This window comes from Mangrovimonas cancribranchiae (genome assembly GCF_037126245.1).
Lineage (GTDB): Bacteria > Bacteroidota > Bacteroidia > Flavobacteriales > Flavobacteriaceae > Mangrovimonas > Mangrovimonas cancribranchiae.
In genome coordinates this window covers 1,656,191-1,675,166 of record NZ_CP136925.1, presented here as the reverse complement: position 1 = coordinate 1,675,166, position 18,976 = coordinate 1,656,191, and the positions used below count along the sequence as shown (strand labels likewise).

Here is an 18,976-nt window from a genome sequence, read left to right as displayed (position 1 = left end):
CGATGTATATTAAAAGAATTTTATGGGCTGTTGCCTTAATTGGACTTATTGTTATTGCCGTTTTTTCATACTACGTATATTCGGTAATGCTAAAACCAAACACAGCATTTAATAACGACGAAGCATACATTTATGTATCTACCGATGCTACTTATAATCAGGTGCGAGAACAATTAGAACCCTTGCTTATTGATATTGATAAGTTTGATGCTCTTGCCAAGCAAAAGAAATATACAACACATATAAGAGCAGGGAAATATGCTATAAAAAAAGGGATGAATAACAACGATATTATAAATTCTATAAGAAGTAAAAATCTACCTGTTCGCGTATCGTTTAACAATCAAGAAAGTTTGCCAAAACTTGCAGGAAGGATAGCTCAGCAAATAGAAGCCGATAGCCTATCACTTTTACAGGCAATGACAGATAGTGTGTTTCTTAAAAAGAATACTTTCAATAAACAATCGGCTTTAGGGATGTATATTCCTAATAGCTATGAGTTGTTTTGGAATACATCTGCTGAAGTTTTCAGAGATAGAATGTTAAAAGAGTACAATCGTTTTTGGAATGATAATAGGATAAAAAAAGCTAAAGCTATTGGTTTAACGCCCAAAGAGATCATGACATTAGGTTCTATAGTTCATGAAGAATCTAAACAAGCTAGTGAGCAACCTCGCATAGCGGGTGTTTATATGAATCGTTTACGAATAGGAATGCCATTACAAGCCGATCCTACACTTAAATATGCAGCTTATCAATTACCAGAATATCAAGATACAATTATTAAGCGGGTTTTAAATAAGCATAAAGAAATAGAATCACCATACAACACCTATAAATATTTAGGCTTACCGCCAAGTTTAATTGCAATGCCCGATATTACTGCTATTGATGCTGTTTTAAATTATGAAAAACACAATTACCTGTATTTTGTTGCTGATGCCCAACGATTAGGATATCATAAATTTGCTAAAACGTTAAGTCAGCATAATGCAAATGCAAGAGCATACCACAGGTATTTATCGTCTCAAGGTATAAATAAGTAACATTGACACAGTTTAGGATTGTTTTCTTTGTATGTCTGTTGTCGGTTTCTAGCTGGTCGCAAAACTCGTCTAATTTAGAGTTGTTTTTTACACCCAGCGATACACTTCATACTCCTAGAAGAAATGCTGTTGTTATTACCGAAGCGTCATTGGCCTCGGTTACTTTTCTGGGGTTAAATCAATTATGGTATAAAGATTACCCAAGATCTAAATTTCATACAACAAACGATAATAGCCAATGGTTGCAAATGGATAAGTTAGGACATGTGTATTCATCTTATCAATTAGGGCAATTAGGTGCAGATTTGTTACACTGGAGTGGTGTTTCAAAGAAAGACCAATTAATTTATGGGGCTACTTTAGGGTTTACTTTTTTAACAGCCGTAGAGGTTTTTGATGGTTTTTCAAAAGAATGGGGTTTTTCTTGGGGGGATATGGCTGCAAATGCTGCAGGAACAGGATTATATGTAGGGCAGGAATTATTATGGGATGAACAACGCATTGTGATGAAGTATTCATTTCATCAAACAAAATACGCTAAAATGAATCCTGATAAATTAGGACATGGCTTTACAGAAACGTTTTTAAAAGATTATAACGGGCAAACCTATTGGCTGAGTTTTAATATACAATCGTTTACTAAGTCTAAAACAATCCCTAAATGGTTAAACATTGCTTTGGGGTATAGTGGCGATGGTATGCTAACAGGAATAAATAATATAGATAATGAGTTTCCTAACCAAAATAGAACCCGCCAATATTTGTTGAGTTTGGACATAGATTTAAGTCGAATACAAACAAAATCTCATGTTTTAAAATCGATATTCGGTATTTTAAATACGATAAAAGTACCTCTACCAACTGTGGAGTTTAACGATAAAAACGGCATGAAGCTACACGGAATCTACTTTTAAAAGCACTTAATCGACTAATTTTCAGTATTTAAAAAAAATGCGTATCTTTGCACGCTGAAATTTGAAGGCTACAATTAATTACCAATTATGCCTTAAAAATTTAAAGTTATGATTAAAAATATTGGAAGTCATTTTGCCCTTTTACTTACAATATCTTTATTGTTAGTAGGAGCGTTTTGTTTGAATAAAAAATTAAATTCAAACACATCAAACGCTATAGCATTACACAATGTTCAAGAAAATATTGATAATGTTAATAATGAGCCCGAAACAGGTTTAGAAATTTTGCCTGCTCACGAGCCCGTTAAAGTATACACGCCAGAATTAGGAAAATCTTTTGTTGCTTTTAAAGAGGCTTTAGGTTTTAAAGAATCGAGAGGAGATTATTTTACTATTAACGATTTTGGTTACTTAGGGAAATATCAGTTTGGAAAGGAAACTTTAAAATTAATCGGTATTTATAACCCAGTACTATTTTTAAATACGCCAGAGTTGCAAGAAAAAGCTTTTATTGCTAACGCATCTCGTAACAAATGGGTGTTAAGAAGAGATATTAAGCGTTTTAAAGGAAAAACAATTAATGGTATTCTTATAACCGAATCTGGTATTTTGGCAGCAGCGCATTTAGCTGGCCCTGGAAATGTAAAGAAGTATTTAAGAAGTTATGGCCGTCATGGGTTTTCTGATGCTTTTGGAACATCGATAGATTATTATTTGAAGAAATTTTCAGGTTACGACACCTCAAATATTTCTCCTAATAAAAAGGCAAAAGTTAAATTAGAAAAACAAACAGCTTAACGAAAGTTAGTTTCTGTAAATTATAAATAGTGTAGGTCTTTTATGTAGGTCTACACTATTTTTTTTCCATTCACTTACAGTTTTTGTCTTTATATATTCAGTAGGTAAGGTAATATCGCAAGCCACACAAACACGCGTATCATTATTAAGCGATTGGCATATATCTTCCAACATTTTATTGTTTCTATAAGGCGTTTCTATAAATAATTGCGCTTGATTGTGTTTATAAGCTAATTGTTCAAGACGTTTAAGTTCTTTTTTTCTATCTTTTTTATCAATAGGAAGGTATCCGTTAAACGCAAAATTTTGGCCATTCATTCCAGAAGCCATTATTGCCAAAAGGATAGAAGATGGACCAACCAAAGGAACCACTTGTATGCCTTTTTCATGAGCAATTTTTACAACATCTGCACCGGGATCTGCAACACCGGGACAACCAGCTTCAGAAAGTAGACCTACGTTTTCACCTTGTAAACAAGGCTCCAAAAAAGAAGGTAAATCCATTGGATCTGTAAATTTGTTAAGTTGAAACATGGTAAGAGCAGATTGTTTTTTACCAGGCTTAATTTTTTTTATAAACCTACGGGCTGTTTTTTCATTTTCAACAATATAGGTTTGTACAATTTCAATAATTTTTTTTACAGAGATGGGTAAAACTTCTAAAGGTGCATTATCACCTAAAGTTGTTGGTATTAAGTAGAGTTTTCCTTTGTCTTGTGACATTATTTTATAATTAACTTTTGAAGTTGTTTTTTGTTGGAATTGGAAATAATTTCAATCAAATATAAGCCACTTTGTAAATTTTCAACCGATATTTTTTTATTCTTTTCTTGAAAGATTTTAGTAAATACTTTTTTTCCTAATATAGAATAAATATTTACTAGATAAGGTTTGTTGTAATTGCTTGAAACGGTAATACTGTCGTAAGTGGGGTTTGGGTAAATCGTAATGTTTTCAAACTGATTTTCTTCAACACTTAAGTCGTTATTTATAATTTTATATATATTTCCAGAACTTATACCTGCAACGTAGATTTCGCCACTAGAATCTTCTCCAAAAGCAGTCCAGTTATTGCCGTCAAACTGTTCGGTAAATGTCATATTCCAATCCGTCTCATCGTAGGATAAAATACCAATTTCGTTACTACAATAATCAGCAAAAAAGTACCAGCCAGTCATACTAGGTTGTTCAAGACCTCTGTACCGGTAACCTCCCGTTATCGAACATTTAAAAGGGCCGTTTCCAGAGTGTGTATATTGTGCAATAGGGAATGTTAGTGTAGAAATATCAGGGCAATTCCCGGTTGTGTTGTAAGTGTCGTTACCTTCATAGCATCGCCATCCATAGTTTACTCCAGCATCGGTTAAGGATACCATGTTAATTTCTTCAATATTATTCTGACCTACATCGGCAATCCATAAATCGTTTGTCGAGCTATCAAATGAAAATCGCCAAGGGTTTCTTAATCCATACGCCCATATTTCGGGTAGTGTATTATTATTGCCATCGTTTGCAAAAGGGTTATCGTTTGGAATTCCGTAAGGCGTGCCACTATCCACATCAATACGTAATAGTTTACCAAGTAAAGTACTTAAATCTTGAGCTCTGTCTCCAGGGTCGCCACCTGAACCGCCATCGCCAGTTGCTATATATAAATAGCCATCATTACCAAAGGCTAAATCGCCACCATTATGATTTGAATATGGCTGACTTATTGTAAGTAATATTGTACCACTATTATTATCTGCTATGTCTGGGTCATTTGTAGATACTGTATATCTTGCTATAACAGTATCGCCATTGCTGTTGGTGTAATTAACATAAAAATAACCATTACTACTATAGTTAGGGTGGAAGGCTAAGCCAAGTAAACCTCTTTCTCCGCCACTAGAAATAATGTTACTTATATCTAAAAAAGATGTGTTGTTAACCGTACCATTCTGGTCAATTATTTTAATAGTACCACTTCTTTCTAACACAAATAAACGAGTATCGCCTGCATGTTTAATACCTATAGGGTCTGATAGTCCACTAGCAAAAAGCTCAAGTTCAATATCTTGTGAAAAACTAAAGTTAAACACAAAAAAGCATGTCGTAATTAATAGGGTTAAAGTTTTCATGATTAACAATTTTGTATTGTTAAATTACGAAAAAAGAACTTAAAAATTGAATTTTAGCTTATTAGGTTGCTTATGATATTTTTGAAGCAATGATATCGCAGGCTTCATCAAGCATTTTAAAAACATTGTCAAATCCTTGTTTACCGCCATAATAAGGATCTGGTACAGAATGATTTTGATTGCTGTAAACCTCGTTTAAAATCATTTTAACTTTAGCTTTATCATTATTGTGTCGTGCAAGGTTAATCACATTGTGGTAGTTCGACTCATCCATAACGTAGATATAATCAAAAACATCAAAGTCTTTTACTGAAAATTGTCTGCCTTTTTGTGAGGTAATATCTAAACCATATTTTTTAGCCACTTCAATAGATCTAATATCAGGCATATCACCAATATGATAGTTTGAAGTTCCTGCAGAATCTACAATAAATTTATCTTGAGGTAATTTAGATTTTAAAATGCCTTCGGCTAATGGCGATCGGCAAATGTTACCCAAACAAACCATTAGTATTCTTGTCATTTTAAACGGTCAGTTTTTTGGTTAAATCGTCCACGTATTTTTTAAATTGTTTGTCTGTAGAGGATAGGTTATCTACTGTTTTGCAAGCATGTAAAACCGTGGCATGATCACGTTTTCCTATTTGAGAACCAATACTAGCTAGTGATGCTTTTGTTAGTTTTTTAGCAAAAAACATAGCTAATTGTCTTGCTTGAACAATGTGGCGTTTTCTTGTTTTAGATTGTAATGTATCGATATCCATTTGGAAATAATCTGAAACAACTTTTTGTATGTAATCTATAGAGACTTCGCGCTTAGTGTTTTTAACAAACTTCTCAACAACTTGTTTTGCTAATTCAATATTAACTTCTTTTTTATTGAAAGAGGATTGAGCAATTAGTGAAATAATAGCGCCTTCTAGCTCACGAATATTTGTTTTAATGTTTTTAGCAACATACTCCACAATATCTTCTGGCATTTCAACACCATCTCTATAGAGTTTATTTTTTAAGATAGAAACACGGGTTTCAAAATCTGGACTTTGTAACTCAGCCGAAAGTCCCCATTTAAAACGCGATAATAAACGTTGTTCAATATCTTGCATATCAACAGGAGCCTTATCACTTGTTAAAATAACTTGCTTCCCGTTTTGATGTAAATGATTAAAAATGTGGAAGAACACATCTTGCGTTCCTGTTTTTCCAGATAAAAATTGAACGTCGTCAATAATTAATACATCTATAATTTGATAAAAGTGAATAAAGTCGTTTCTATTATTCTTTTTTACCGAATCAATATATTGCTGTGTGAATTTTTCAGCAGAAATGTAAAGTACTGTTTTTTCTGGGTACTTATCTTTTATATCAACTCCAATAGCGTGGGCTAAATGTGTTTTTCCAAGACCTACACCACCAAAAACTAATAAAGGATTAAACGAGGTTCCTCCTGGTTTTGCTGCTACAGCTAAGCCAGCACTTCTAGCTAATCTGTTAGAATCTCCTTCAAGAAAATTTTCAAAATTATAGTTTGGGTTAAGTTGCGATTCTATTTTAACGTTTCTAATCCCAGGAATTATAAACGGATTTTTTAATTCAGGATTTTTGTTGTTAAGCGGAATATCAACATCTTGAGATTTTACAGCGCTCCTGTTAGAGCTAGGTATCTTCTCGGTAAAAGGTTGTTTGTTACCATAGGTGTTTTCCATTTTAATAATGTAAACCAATTTGGCATTTTCTCCTAATTCTTTAGTAAGGGCAACTTTTAAAACTTTTACGTAATGCTCTTCTAGCCACTCGTAGAAAAATTTACTAGGTACTTGAATGCTTAAAGCTTTATCGGTAAGCTTTACTGCTTTAATCGGTTCAAACCAAGTTTTATATGCTTGAGGTTGGATATTATCTTTTATGAATTCTAGACAGTTACTCCATACCGATTGCGCAGTCACATTCATTCTTACTTTAGAAATTTTATTAAGTTAGTTATTGTAGAGAAGTAGAATTCCCCGTTGATTTTATAGCTCGACAAATATGTGAACAAAATTCTAAAAAAAAAAATAGCCAGCTATTGAATTTTAAGAATTTTTTTTGCATGTTGAGAGCGTCTTCTAAACTACAAAAAAATAATTAAAACAACATATGTTTTTCGATGAAATACCAATAAGAGTGAGATACGGTGAAACAGACCAAATGGGGGTTGTTCACCATGGAAATTATGCATTATACTTTGAAATAGGCAGAACGGAATGGCTTAGGAAAAAAGGCGTTTCATATAAGCAAATGGAAGACGATGGTGTTATGTTGCCAGTGGTTTCAATGACTGTAAAGTTTAAGAAATCAATAGTTTACGATCAAGTTATTAAAGTTAGAACACAACTAAAAAAAACACCATCGGTAAAAATTGAATTTGATTATGAAATTTTAAATGAAAACGACGATATTTTAGCTACAGGAAATACGGTTCTGGCATTTATTAACATGACAACAAATCGTCCTATGAAGTGCCCAGATTATATCTTGGAAAAAATAGAAGCTTAAGGAAGGATTTCTTTAATAGAAATTTCATGCAATCGTTCAAAAGTATCAAAGACCTCTTGTGATTCTTTTAATCTTACAGAAAGTTTAATCTGGCAATCCAATTCTAGTTTTTGGTCAACTATATTTAGTTTTCTTTCCTTGATAACCCGCATGACGGTATTTAGGTTTTTGTAGTCGCAATTTACCAAAAAGGTTTTGTTAATGGTTTTGGTTACAATTCTTGAGACTTCCATAGCCATTTGTGCCGATGTTTTGTAAGCGTTTATCAACCCACTAACACCTAGCTTTACGCCGCCAAAATAGCGCACAACAATAATTAATACATTAGTAACTTCAAACGATTGAATTTGTCCATATATAGGCATTCCTGCACTGTTGCTGGGTTCGCCATCGTCGTTGGCTCTAAATAGTAAATTGTGTTCTTCGGTGCCAATTTGGTAAGCATAGCACCAGTGTCTTGCCGAGTGATGTTGTTTTTTTATGCTTTCTAAATATTGTTTTACATCGTCTTCAGAATGCACGGGAAAGGCGTAGCCAAAAAACTTACTGTTTTTGTCCTTAAATAAAACTTCTGCAGATGGCTTGGTTATGGTTTTGTAAGTGTCTTTCATTTACGCCAATGTTACTAAAATTATAGCAATTATGGCCAATACAATGCCAATCCAGTTTTTTCTTGTAAGATGTTCTTTGAAAACAAATAAGCCAATTAGCGTAGAAAACATCACGATAGCCACGTGATTAACAGTAAATAAGGTTGAACTTTCAAAAAGTTCGTGGTCCAATGCTTTTAATAAAAAATAAATGGATCCGTAGTTTACAACACCTAAAAGAAGACCGCCAATAACAGCTTTTTTAGTTATTTTAAACGCTTTCTTTGTTATTAGGGCTATCAAACCCAGAATAGCGGCAATACCAAAAATAGAGGCAGAAAAAAGAGGAATACCGTTGTCGGGCACATAAGTGGTTTCTATATATTTTATGGATGTGTCTATCGTTCCTGAACCAAAAAATAGAATAATAGGAAGCAGTAAGTTTTTCTTAAAATTAATTTCAGCTGCTGACTTAACCGATGTTAAATACACGGCAAGCAATGCCAGAATAATGCCAATTATCTTTTGCAATCCAGTCCCTTCGTTATAGACATAAATGCCAAAAATAATAGGGATAACCACACTCATTTTTGAAGCTACCGAGGCTACCGAAACACCATTTTTTTGTGCGGTCATGGCCATAACAAAAAAGATGCTTATAAAGAGAAAACCCAAAAAAATGGCACCTAAAAACCAATCGGATTGGAGTGTGTTTTCTACAGTAATATTACCTTGAAACGCAGTTATTCCAATAAAACACGCCACAAAATAATTTATGGCAATTACTTGTAAGGTGTTAATGTTGTATTTGCTCAAGGATTTAAAAATCACAAAAATTAGTGTTGAGCATAAAATGCTAAAGAGTAAATACATAGGTTAAAATAAGTGGTTGTTTACTTCAAAAAGTTGGGTAACATCATCGGTTTCGGGATTAATGTTCCAGGTGTTGATCCCTAATACTGCGGCGCTTTTGGTGTTTTCTTCAAGGTCGTCAACAAATAAACATTCGTTGGGGTTAAGCTTGTTTTTGTTTAAAACAAACTCATAAATATCAGCATTCGGTTTTCTTAAATTGATTTCGTGAGACAAGTAAAACTTATGAAAACATTGCTTGAAGTCTTCAAAAAAATCAACTTCATTTTTTATCCAATCTATATGTAATTCGTTAGTATTACTTAAAAGAATGATATTGAACTTATCTTGATCTCGAAGTTGTTTTAAAAATCTTAATCTATGTTTGGGGAAATCTTTTAAAATACAATTCCACGCATTTAAAATAATGGCTTGGTCTAATTTTGGAAACTTAGTCGTATAAAAGTCCAAAAATTCACGTGTACTTATTAAGCCCATTTCATAACGCTGGTTTATTTGGCTTAATTCATCAGGAAAGGTGTCAACTTCAAAAATAGTAAGCGCATTTTGCATAGCACCTTTTTTATCTAGATTGATAAAGACATCGCCAAAATCGAAAATGAGGGTTTTAATCATAATATTTTCTGTGTAGACAGGAATCTTTTAAGTTATACAATAGCGTTTTTGTAAATCTGTAAAATATCTTCTTCTAGTTGTGTTTCAGAAATCAAAGTTCCAGAAAACTCAGGAGTTTTTACACCTGTTTTAAATTGCACATTTCCTGTAAATATACGGGCTTCATCCCATAAATTATCATCTATAAATGTTTGAAGCGTTTTTCTACCGCCTTCAATAATTACCGACTGAATATCACGTTTATAGAGTGCATTGCAAATCTGCTTGGCAATAGATTGGTTAAAATTGATGTCATTTTCTGAAATCACTATGGTTTCGGCATCCGAATTGAAAATATTTAAGTCTTTTTGTAGTGTGTTAGTTTTGTCAACCACAACACGAATAGGATGTTGACCAGCCCAATCTCTAGCTGTTAAACTTGGGTTGTCTGCCATTACGGTATGGTATCCTACAAGAATGGCGTGTTCTTCAGTCCGCCATTTATGTGTTAATTGGCGGGAATATTTATTGGTAATCCAAACAGGCCTTTGCTTGGTTTTGGTTTTTGGAGCGATAAAGTTATCTTGAGTTTGCGCCCATTTTAATATGATATAAGGACGTTGTTTGTTATGGAAAGTAAAAAACCGTTTGTGATGGTTCTGGCATTTGTCTTCTAGAATACCAACAGTAACGTTGCAACCAGCGCTTTTTAACCTTTCAATGCCTTTTCCCGCAACTTTACTATGGGTATCTATTGTGCCAATTACTACGTTAGGAATGCCTTTTTCAATAATCAAATCGCTACAAGGAGGTGTTTTTCCATAATGGCTACAAGGTTCTAAAGTCACATAAAGCGTGGCTGTTTTTAAAAGCGATTGGTCTTTAACAGATGTAATGGCGTTTACTTCGGCGTGTGCTCCACCATAAGGACTCGTGAAACCTTCACCAATAATATGATTGTTATGCGTGATAACACAACCTACCATTGGGTTTGGTCTAGTGGTTCCTAGGCCATTTTTGGCAATCTCTATACAGCGTTTTATGTATTTTTCGTGTATCTTCACGGCGGTAAAAATACCATTTTAAAGTGAGCAAAGATAATATAGTTATAAGAGAAATTACTAAGGCCGATGATAAACAGATAGCTACGGTAATTCGTGAGGTTCTTGTTGAGTTGGGAGCGCCCAAAGTAGGGACAGCTTATGAAGATGCTGCCTTAGACTGTATGACGGAAACGTATAGTAATCCAAAATCCATATATTTTGTGATTGATGCCGACGGGAAAATTATTGGTGGTGCGGGAATTGCGCCTTTGGAAGCTGTTGAAGGCAATGTTTGTGAGTTGCAAAAAATGTATTTCTTACCAGAAGCGCGTGGCACAGGTTTAGGCAGCAAAATGATGCAAACCTGCTTAGAAAAAGCTAAAGCATTAGGGTTTAAACAATGTTATCTTGAAACCTTGCCTTATATGACATCAGCTACAAAACTGTATGCCAAAACAGGGTTTAAACTTCTGGAAAAGCCGCTAGGAAATACAGGTCATTATTCGTGTAATGTTTGGATGATTAAAACATTATGATTCTTAAAGAAATTCACCATATATATCACAACGAGCTCGATACTATTTATGGCTCAGATGAAGTTGATAGTTTTTTCTATTGGTTAATTGAGCATTACTTTCAATTTAATAGACTAACTCTGGCTTTGGAGCCTCAATTAGCGTTAACAAAAATAGAAGAACAGCCGTTGTTTGAGGCGCTAAGTCGATTGAAAAACCAAGAACCCATTCAGCATATTATTGGTGAAACCGAGTTTTTTGGATTGCCTTTTAAAGTAAACCAACACACCTTAATTCCACGACCAGAAACCGAAGAATTGGTACAATGGATTATTAAATCTCATTCAGAACGAAGTGAAGAATCTCAATTAAAAATCCTAGACATCGGTACTGGAACAGGCTGCATTGCTATTTCCTTGGCCAAGCAGTTGCCAAATGCCCAGGTGTTTGGTTTGGATGTTTCAGAAAACGCTTTAAAAATTGCGCAACAAAACGCTGAAATAAATCAAGTAAATATATCGTTTTTACAAGGCAATATTTTAAATAAAGACGAAAGTCTTTCGGTATTAGGTGATGCATCTAAATTCGATATCATTGTATCTAATCCGCCATATGTGCGTGAATTGGAAAAAAAGGATATGAAAAAAAACGTTCTGGATTACGAACCCGATTTGGCACTATTTGTAGAAGATAACAATCCGCTCGTGTTTTATGAAACCATAACACAATTGGCTGTTGATAAGTTGAAACCTAACGGGCAATTATTCTTTGAAATAAATCAATATCTTGGCGCAGAAATGCAACAAATGGTCAAAACATATCCGTTTAAACACATAGAATTACGACAAGATATGTTTGGTAACAACAGAATGTTGAAAGCAGAAATACAATAACCACAACAATTTCAATGAGTCAAAACATACAACAACAAATACAACAACTTCGCGACGAATTACGAGAGCATAATTACAACTATTATGTGTTGGACAATCCGGTTATAAGTGATTATGATTTCGATATGAAATTGAAGCAACTTCAGGAACTGGAAGCCAAATATCCTGAGTTTTACGATGCCAATTCCCCAAGTTTGCGTGTTGGAGGAGAAGTGACCAAAAACTTTGAAACTGTGGTACACGAGTCCAGAATGTACTCGTTGGATAATTCGTATTCCAAAGAAGATCTAGAAGATTGGGAAACACGTATTAAAAAGTTGGTTGATGGTGACGTAATGTATACCTGTGAGTTGAAATATGATGGCGCTTCAATGAACCTAACCTACGAAAACGGAACATTGGTAAAAGCGGTAACACGAGGCGATGGGTTTCAAGGTGATAATGTTACAGCCAACGTAAAAACTATTAAATCGGTGCCATTACAGTTGCGTGGTGATTATCCAGATAAATTTGAAATACGCGGTGAAATTGTGTTGCCTATTGAAGGGTTTCTTAAAATGAATGAAGCCAGAATAGAAATAGGCGAAGAACCATACCGGAATCCGCGAAACACGGCTTCTGGAAGTTTAAAACTTCAAGACAGTGCCGAGGTAGCCAAACGTCCGTTGGAATGTTTGTTGTATAGTTTAAAAGGGCGTCATTTAGGTGTAGATACACAGTTTGAAAGTTTACAAAAGGCACGCGATTGGGGATTTAAAGTACCAAGTGAAGCCCGTTTGGTAAAATCCATTGACGAGGTTCTAGAGTATATAAACTATTGGGACGAGCATCGCCACGAACTCCCTTACGAAATTGATGGCGTGGTTGTTAAGGTGAATAGTTTTTATCAACAAGAGGAGCTAGGTTATACAGCCAAAGCACCGCGCTGGGCAATGGCCTATAAATTTAAGGCAGAGCAAGTTTCAACACGATTAAATGAAATTACGTATCAAGTAGGTCGCACAGGAGCCATCACACCAGTGGCTAACTTAGAGCCTGTAGAGTTGGCGGGAACAACCATAAAACGCGCCTCGTTACATAATGCCGATCAAATTGCTAAGTTAGATGTAAGAGAAGGCGATGAGGTATTTGTTGAAAAAGGCGGTGAGATTATTCCAAAAATTATTGCTGTCGATTTTACAAAACGCCCAGAACATTCGCAACCTACACAATATATTACACAGTGTCCAGAATGTGATACAGGATTAGTACGTCAAGAAGGCGAAGCGCAGCATTACTGCCCTAATTATAATGGATGCCCTCCGCAAATTATTGGGCGCATACAACATTATATTTCCAGAAAAGCAATGGATATTGAAGGTTTAGGAGGCGAAACGGTGGCCTTATTGGTTAATGCTGGTCTTATAAATAACTATTCAGATTTGTACGAGTTAACCGTAGAACACGTTTTGCCGTTGGAACGTATGGCGCAAAAAAGTGCCGAAAATCTGGTTAATGGTATTGAAGCATCAAAACAAATTCCTTTTGAACGCGTATTGTATGCTTTGGGAATAAGGTATGTAGGTGAAACTGTGGCCAAAAAATTGGCGAAGCATTATAAATCTATTGATGCGCTATCAAATGCCACACAAGACAATCTTGTAAATGTTGATGAAATAGGCGAGAAGATAGCCGAAAGTGTCGTGGACTTTTTTAATTCTGAACAAAACCAATTGATTATAGAGCGCTTAAAATGCTTTGGTGTGCAATTGGAGCTTTCAGCTGAAACTTTAGCCAATCAAACCAATAAGCTAGAAGGTGAAACATTTGTGGTTTCCGGTGTTTTCGAGACCGTATCGCGTACCGAGCTTAAAAAGTTAATTGAAGATAATGGCGGGAAAGTCTCATCTTCAATATCTTCCAAAACCTCTTTTGTTGTGGCGGGTGATAAAATGGGGCCTAGTAAGAAAGCTAAGGCCGAAAAATTGGGGGTTTCTATTATATCAGAAATAGATTTTTTCGGCAAATTGAAATAATTTTCTTACAAACAATATTGTTTAGGGTTTTAAAATCGGATAAAAAGCATTTTTTTACCGATAAATAGCAATAATATGTGTATATTTGTTTCATAAAGTAACTGCTATTTATGAATAAATCGAATATATTAGGAGGGCTAATTATAATACTAGTCGTACTATTTTTTTGGCTCGATTTTTATGATGAATTTATGCTGTCTAATATGGCTAGGTCTTTAATTGTCCCGATTTTCACATTGCTGTATTTTACAAAAGTAATTCGAAAACCAAAGTTTTTTACATGGTTTTTAATTTTATTTTCAATTTCAGAGATAACGTATTTTATTGATTATTTTTTAGTTACCGATTTTCAACTTGATATGTATTATACTTTTGGAAATCTATTTTACATTGCGGCTTATAGTTGTTTGATTTATCATGTGTATAAAACTATAAATGTTAAAAGGATTTTGACTAATTACAAAATTCACTTAATTATTTTGGGGCTATTAAATGCCTATATAATATATGTTTTATTAACAATAGTTAAGCCATACACATTTGGTTCTTATATTTTTTACATAGAATTTTTGTATAATATAGTTATGTTGTCATTATTAACTATATCGTTACTATCTTATTTTAATAAGGACAATAAGAAGTCTCTTTTTATGTTTTTTGGCTCATTAAGTATTGTTTTTTCTGAAGTTATACAAGTCGCTTATTTTTATATAAGTGAAAAGTATTTATTAAATGTAATGTCTGGCTTGCTTTTTATTATGGCCTTTTGGTTTTATTACCTATACTCTAGGACTAAGAATGAAAATACATTTAAATTATCTAGTCAAGTGTAAACATTAGCTTCTTATTTTAATAGTACATCAGGAGTTGTTTTAGATGTTCTTCTCTTTTATGCTTAAGAAAGATATTTTAGAATCTTGTATTTAACCCGATTTACTCAAATTAATAATAAATTTTAACATTATTATCGATGAAATGCATTAATCTGTCGATATAAAAGCATATATTTGTTTTACCTACTTATACTAATCTACCATGATAAATTGGCTTAAATCAAGTTACAATACGTTTTCTTTATGTGTTATTGTAACAATATTATTGCTTAATGTTTTTGCGTTACTAAATAGTAACGATACCATACTACGTTTTTTTAAACCATTATTAATACCTGCATTTTTAATGTATTTGTTTATCAAGAATAACTATGTGAACAAAGCATTAATTATATTTTTTGTGTTTTCTTTTTTAGGAGATTCTATCTCTGCTCTTTATAATGGAAGTCAGGCTATTAAATATGCAAATCTATCATATTTTATAAGCTATTTAAGTTTGATGGTTCTTGTGTTATCAAAATTAAAGTCTATAAAACTTGATAAGATTATAGGTGTTTATCTTTTTGTGGTTTTCTTTATAAATTCTTACTTTTTATACGAATTATTTTTAATATTAAAGGCTAATATTACCGATATAGCTGAGGTTAATTTGTTTGTGTTAAAAAGTGTGTCGCTTACCATTTTATCGTTAGTATCTTTTGTGGTTTACTTAACTAAGGATACTAAACAATCCATAATATTTTTAGTTATGGCGTTATGTTTTGTGTTTTCAGATGTGCTGTTCTATATTACAAATTATTATATTTATAATTGGAGTTTTGCCGTTTTAGAGCGTGTGTTACACGTATTTGGAATATTTTTCTTATTTGGTTATGTTGTTTCTGAAAACCGGATAAAGGTGAAACAAAAACAAGAGAGCTACAACGAGATTACCTTAAGAGAAAATGCATTGACTTAAACAATTATAGAAGCACCGTCGGCACTTTTATTTTTATCGCTATCAAAGAAAAAGTCTACTCTTCCTAAGTTTATACCATAGCAACCTACTTGGTTAACCAGTACATTTTTTCCTTCACTATTTTTGGTAACCGTAGGTTTAGGTAAAAATGTATGCGTATGTCCACCAATTATTAAGTCGATGTCCTTTGTTTTTTTGGCTACAATTAAATCGCTTACTTTTGTTGAATCATCACCGTAATAATACCCTAAATGCGATAAGCATATAACCAAATCACATTGTTCTTCGGTTTTTAAAATACGGCTCATGTCTTGAGCAATTTCAATAGGGTCAAGATACTTTGTTTCTTTATACATGGCTTTATCAACTAATCCACTAAGTTGAATACCTAAACCAAAAACACCAATTTTTAAATGCTCTTTTTTAAATACTTTATAGGGTTTAACATGGGTATCCATAACGGTGTTTGAGAAGTCGTAATTGGCAGATAGAAAATCGAATTTGGCGTGGGGGAGTTGGGCGTATAAACCATCAATCCCATTATCGAAATCATGATTTCCTATTGTGGCAGCATCATATTTTAACTTACTCATTAGTTTAAACTCAAGTTCACCTCCATAATAATTAAAGTATGGTGTACCTTGAAAAATATCACCAGCGTCCAAGAGTAAGGTGTTGGGATTTTCTTGCCTTATCGATTGTATTAAACTAGCGCGTCTTGCTACACCGCCTTTGTTAGGGTTTCTACCGTCTTCAGGACCAAAAGGATCAATATGGCTATGTACATCGTTGGTATGTAGAATAGTAATTTTAGTTGTGTTTGCTGCCGAAGAGAAAGATTGTAATCCTAATCCGCCAAGTGAAATTAACGTGGTTGCTGCAGCTGTTTGGTTAATGAAATCTCTACGCTTCATAAATTAATTGTCAAGTTTAATAAATCGATCATCAATAGTTGGGTTTATGGTGTCTTTTTTATAAAAATAGTCTAAAAGGGCATTTCTTATTTTATAATCAAGCACATAAAGCGAATCGTTAGGTTTAAAAAATGTCATGTGATCACCGCCATTATATAAGTAATCGTTTGTAGCTACATAATAGGTTTGTAAAGTATCTATAGGTTTACCGTTAATAAGAGCTTCTTTTAAATTGTAGTCGGCATCAACCGTAAGCTTTAAGCCTGTAATAGGATGTGCTCGTTTAGCTTTGGTTAAGTAATTTATTAGTTGTTTTACATTTTTTCCGCTTAAAGCAACGACTACAATGCTGTTTTCAAAAGGCATAATATTGAAAGCCGTTCGCTTTGTAACATTCCCTTTTGATATGATAGCACGAATACCACCATGATTTACTAAAACTAAATCAATATTTTTAGCTGTTCTTTGTTTAAACACAGGGTTTGCTTGTTCGTAAATGGCATCGGCAAATAAATTTCCAATAGCGGTATTTAGCTCTCCATCAGATTTTGAATATGTATCAACAGCGTAAGCTATTACGCTATCTAAATCTTTGTTAATATGGTTTCTATATGGGGTAATTATACCTTCAATTTCAGTATGGCTTTTTAAGCTATCTGTAATAGGAAGGAGTTTTCCTTCAATGCGTGTTAAGTGCTTATTTTCTTGCTTACAGCTAAATACAGATAGGAGTAGCAGAAAGAAGCAAATTGGTGTGAATTTCATGGGTTATTTAACAATCTTTTGTGATTAGTTTTAACTACTTTTGTACAAAGTATAAAGATAGCATGATTTTAAAGGGTTTTAAAGAAAAATCTATTAAAAAGCAGTTAAATTTAATTTTAAAATCTCCTAACACAAGTTTTAAAGAAACACCTATTGAAAATATGGGGATTATTTTTAATGCTGATGAAACAATAGATTTTGAAGGTTTAAAATCGCTAAGTAATGTTATTGGGGTTAAGCCAAACAAATTAAAAGTTATTGCATTTACACCTCAAAAAAAAGACATGACATACTCTTGGGATACCTGTTTTAACCCCAAAGATTTTTCTTGGAATGGGAAAGTAATTAATTCAGAATTACAAACATTTATTGATACAGATTTTGATATTTTAATTAGCTTTTATAAACAAGATATTTTAGAATTACGTTATATAACAGCAGCCTCAAAAGCAAAATTTAAAGTTGGCGTTTACCTGCAAGACGAGCGTTTAAACGATTTAATTATAAAAACCAATCTAAACCAATTAGAAAGTTTTAAAACCGAATTATATAAATACCTAAAAGTACTAAATAAAATAACACATGACTAACAAATTTGAAGGTACTGGTGTTGCTTTAATAACACCATTTAAAGAAGATTTAAGTGTGGATTTTGATGCACTTTCAAAACTTGTTGATTACAATATTGAAAACGGCACAAACTACTTAGTTGTAAGTGGAACAACGGGAGAAAGTGCCACGATTTCTAGAGAAGAAAAAAAGGCCATTTTAGATGCTGTAGTAAAAACAAACAATAAACGCGTCCCTATTGTTTTAGGAATTGGCGGTAATAATACAGCCTCGGTTATAGAAGAAATCACTTCAGCCGATTTAAGTGATGTTGATGCTTTATTGTCGGTGTCGCCATACTACAGCAAACCAACTCAAGAGGGAATTTATCAACATTTTAAAGCAGTATCTCAAGCATCACCTAAGCCTATTATTCTTTATAATGTACCAGGAAGAACAGCATCAAACATGCTGCCAGAAACCACTTTAAGATTAGCAAGAGATTTTGAAAATATTATTGCGGTAAAAGAAGCAGGGAATAACGTACAACAATATCTAGAATTAATAAGAAATAAGCCAGAAGGATTTTCTATTATTTCTGGTGATGACGATCTTGCATTAGGTGTTGTTTTAGCAGGTGGCGCTGGTGTTATTTCTGTTATAGGTCAAGCATTCCCTAAAGAGTTTGCTAACATGATTCAATTAGGATTAAATCGTGATGTTGATGAAGCCTACAAGCTACATTTTAAGTTAATGGATATTATGGGACATATTTTTTCTGAAAATAACCCTGCTGGTATAAAAGCTGTTTTAGCACAAAAAGACTTATGTAAACCAGATGTAAGATTACCATTAGTTCAAGCCAGTAACACATTAAAAAAGCAAATAGCAGATTATATAAAAAGCTTCTAAACGTTAAATTAAATTTAAACCCTAGTTATCATAGTGTTTAAACTTTACCTTAGCCCAAGAAAAATATTTTTAAATTCCATAATAATAAATTAGCTTTGCAGTCTGTTTT

Annotated in this window: 20 protein-coding genes; 10 read left to right on the top strand and 10 right to left on the bottom strand. The window is 33.3% G+C overall.

Annotated elements, in window-relative coordinates:
* The first annotated feature begins 2 nt into the window (after window positions 1-2).
* The 3 genes from mltG (at window position 3) to R3L15_RS07485 (ending at window position 2,758) form a co-directional block, all read left to right on the top strand.
* The gene (gene mltG / locus R3L15_RS07495; RefSeq protein WP_338730897.1) at window positions 3-1,046 is read left to right on the top strand and encodes an endolytic transglycosylase MltG; all 1,044 of its coding nucleotides are present in this window, start codon (window positions 3-5) and stop codon (window positions 1,044-1,046) included.
* Between the two features lie 2 nt (window positions 1,047-1,048).
* Window positions 1,049-1,960: a DUF2279 domain-containing protein gene (locus R3L15_RS07490; RefSeq protein ID WP_338730896.1), complete on the top strand. Its 912-nt coding sequence runs from the start codon at window positions 1,049-1,051 to the stop codon at window positions 1,958-1,960.
* 108 nt (window positions 1,961-2,068) lie between these two features.
* A complete protein-coding gene (locus R3L15_RS07485) occupies window positions 2,069-2,758 on the top strand; it encodes a peptidoglycan-binding protein LysM (protein WP_338730895.1) in 690 nt (229 codons plus the stop codon).
* A gap of 6 nt (window positions 2,759-2,764) precedes the next feature.
* On the opposite strand, the gene R3L15_RS07480 is transcribed toward R3L15_RS07485, so the two are convergent.
* From R3L15_RS07480 to dnaA, 4 genes are all read right to left on the bottom strand, one after another.
* Window positions 2,765-3,481, bottom strand: coding sequence for an SAM-dependent methyltransferase (locus R3L15_RS07480; protein ID WP_338730894.1), 717 nt, complete (start codon window positions 3,479-3,481; stop codon window positions 2,765-2,767).
* On the bottom strand, window positions 3,481-4,878 hold the full coding sequence (locus R3L15_RS07475) for a PQQ-dependent sugar dehydrogenase (protein WP_338730893.1): 1,398 nt from the start codon (window positions 4,876-4,878) through the stop codon (window positions 3,481-3,483). The genes R3L15_RS07480 and R3L15_RS07475 overlap by 1 nt, the downstream gene beginning before the upstream one ends.
* Before the next feature lie 70 nt (window positions 4,879-4,948).
* Window positions 4,949-5,401 (bottom strand): low molecular weight protein-tyrosine-phosphatase, encoded by a 453-nt coding sequence (locus tag R3L15_RS07470; protein ID WP_338730892.1) that lies wholly within the window; start codon window positions 5,399-5,401, stop codon window positions 4,949-4,951.
* Between the two features lies 1 nt (window position 5,402).
* A complete protein-coding gene (gene dnaA, locus R3L15_RS07465) occupies window positions 5,403-6,830 on the bottom strand; it encodes a chromosomal replication initiator protein DnaA (RefSeq protein WP_125468712.1) in 1,428 nt (475 codons plus the stop codon).
* Window positions 6,831-7,014: 184 nt separating this feature from the next.
* On the opposite strand from dnaA, the gene R3L15_RS07460 reads away from it, so the two are divergent.
* Window positions 7,015-7,413: a thioesterase family protein gene (locus R3L15_RS07460; protein WP_338730890.1), complete on the top strand. Its 399-nt coding sequence runs from the start codon at window positions 7,015-7,017 to the stop codon at window positions 7,411-7,413.
* Here R3L15_RS07460 and R3L15_RS07455 read toward each other — a convergent pair.
* The 4 genes from R3L15_RS07455 to ribD are packed head-to-tail and all read right to left on the bottom strand — an operon-like array spanning window position 7,410 to window position 10,534.
* Window positions 7,410-8,024 carry a YigZ family protein gene (locus R3L15_RS07455; protein ID WP_338730889.1) on the bottom strand — a complete coding sequence of 205 codons (615 nt, stop codon included), beginning with the start codon at window positions 8,022-8,024 and terminating at the stop codon, window positions 7,410-7,412. The genes R3L15_RS07460 and R3L15_RS07455 overlap by 4 nt on opposite strands.
* Complete coding sequence (locus R3L15_RS07450) at window positions 8,025-8,876, bottom strand: DMT family transporter (protein ID WP_338730887.1); 852 nt, start codon at window positions 8,874-8,876, stop codon at window positions 8,025-8,027.
* Window positions 8,877-8,879: 3 nt separating this feature from the next.
* Window positions 8,880-9,491 (bottom strand): HAD family phosphatase, encoded by a 612-nt coding sequence (locus R3L15_RS07445; protein ID WP_338730885.1) that lies wholly within the window; start codon window positions 9,489-9,491, stop codon window positions 8,880-8,882.
* A 32-nt stretch (window positions 9,492-9,523) separates the two neighbouring features.
* Entirely contained in the window at window positions 9,524-10,534 is a 1,011-nt protein-coding gene (gene ribD, locus R3L15_RS07440; RefSeq protein WP_338730883.1) for a bifunctional diaminohydroxyphosphoribosylaminopyrimidine deaminase/5-amino-6-(5-phosphoribosylamino)uracil reductase RibD, read from the bottom strand.
* Window positions 10,535-10,557: 23 nt separating this feature from the next.
* Between ribD and R3L15_RS07435 the strand changes: the two genes are divergently transcribed.
* The 4 genes from R3L15_RS07435 (at window position 10,558) to R3L15_RS07420 (ending at window position 15,727) form a co-directional block, all read left to right on the top strand.
* Entirely contained in the window at window positions 10,558-11,049 is a 492-nt protein-coding gene (locus R3L15_RS07435; RefSeq protein ID WP_338730881.1) for a GNAT family N-acetyltransferase, read from the top strand.
* Window positions 11,046-11,921, top strand: a complete 876-nt coding sequence (gene prmC / locus R3L15_RS07430; RefSeq protein ID WP_338730880.1) for a peptide chain release factor N(5)-glutamine methyltransferase — start codon at window positions 11,046-11,048, stop codon at window positions 11,919-11,921. Before R3L15_RS07435 ends, prmC begins: the two co-directional genes overlap by 4 nt.
* 14 nt (window positions 11,922-11,935) lie before the next feature.
* A complete protein-coding gene (gene ligA, locus R3L15_RS07425) occupies window positions 11,936-13,936 on the top strand; it encodes an NAD-dependent DNA ligase LigA (protein ID WP_338730879.1) in 2,001 nt (666 codons plus the stop codon).
* Between the two features lie 1,035 nt (window positions 13,937-14,971).
* Window positions 14,972-15,727, top strand: coding sequence for a hypothetical protein (locus tag R3L15_RS07420; RefSeq protein WP_338730878.1), 756 nt, complete (start codon window positions 14,972-14,974; stop codon window positions 15,725-15,727).
* Here R3L15_RS07420 and R3L15_RS07415 read toward each other — a convergent pair.
* Window positions 15,724-16,641, bottom strand: coding sequence for a metallophosphatase (locus R3L15_RS07415; protein WP_338730877.1), 918 nt, complete (start codon window positions 16,639-16,641; stop codon window positions 15,724-15,726). The genes R3L15_RS07420 and R3L15_RS07415 overlap by 4 nt on opposite strands.
* 3 nt (window positions 16,642-16,644) lie before the next feature.
* Entirely contained in the window at window positions 16,645-17,406 is a 762-nt protein-coding gene (locus R3L15_RS07410; RefSeq protein WP_338730875.1) for a 5'-nucleotidase C-terminal domain-containing protein, read from the bottom strand.
* A 62-nt stretch (window positions 17,407-17,468) separates the two neighbouring features.
* On the opposite strand from R3L15_RS07410, the gene R3L15_RS07405 reads away from it, so the two are divergent.
* Entirely contained in the window at window positions 17,469-17,996 is a 528-nt protein-coding gene (locus tag R3L15_RS07405) for a DUF6913 domain-containing protein (RefSeq protein ID WP_338730874.1), read from the top strand.
* A complete protein-coding gene (gene dapA / locus R3L15_RS07400; RefSeq protein ID WP_338730873.1) occupies window positions 17,989-18,867 on the top strand; it encodes a 4-hydroxy-tetrahydrodipicolinate synthase in 879 nt (292 codons plus the stop codon). Before R3L15_RS07405 ends, dapA begins: the two co-directional genes overlap by 8 nt.
* Window positions 18,868-18,976: the final 109 nt, after the last annotated feature.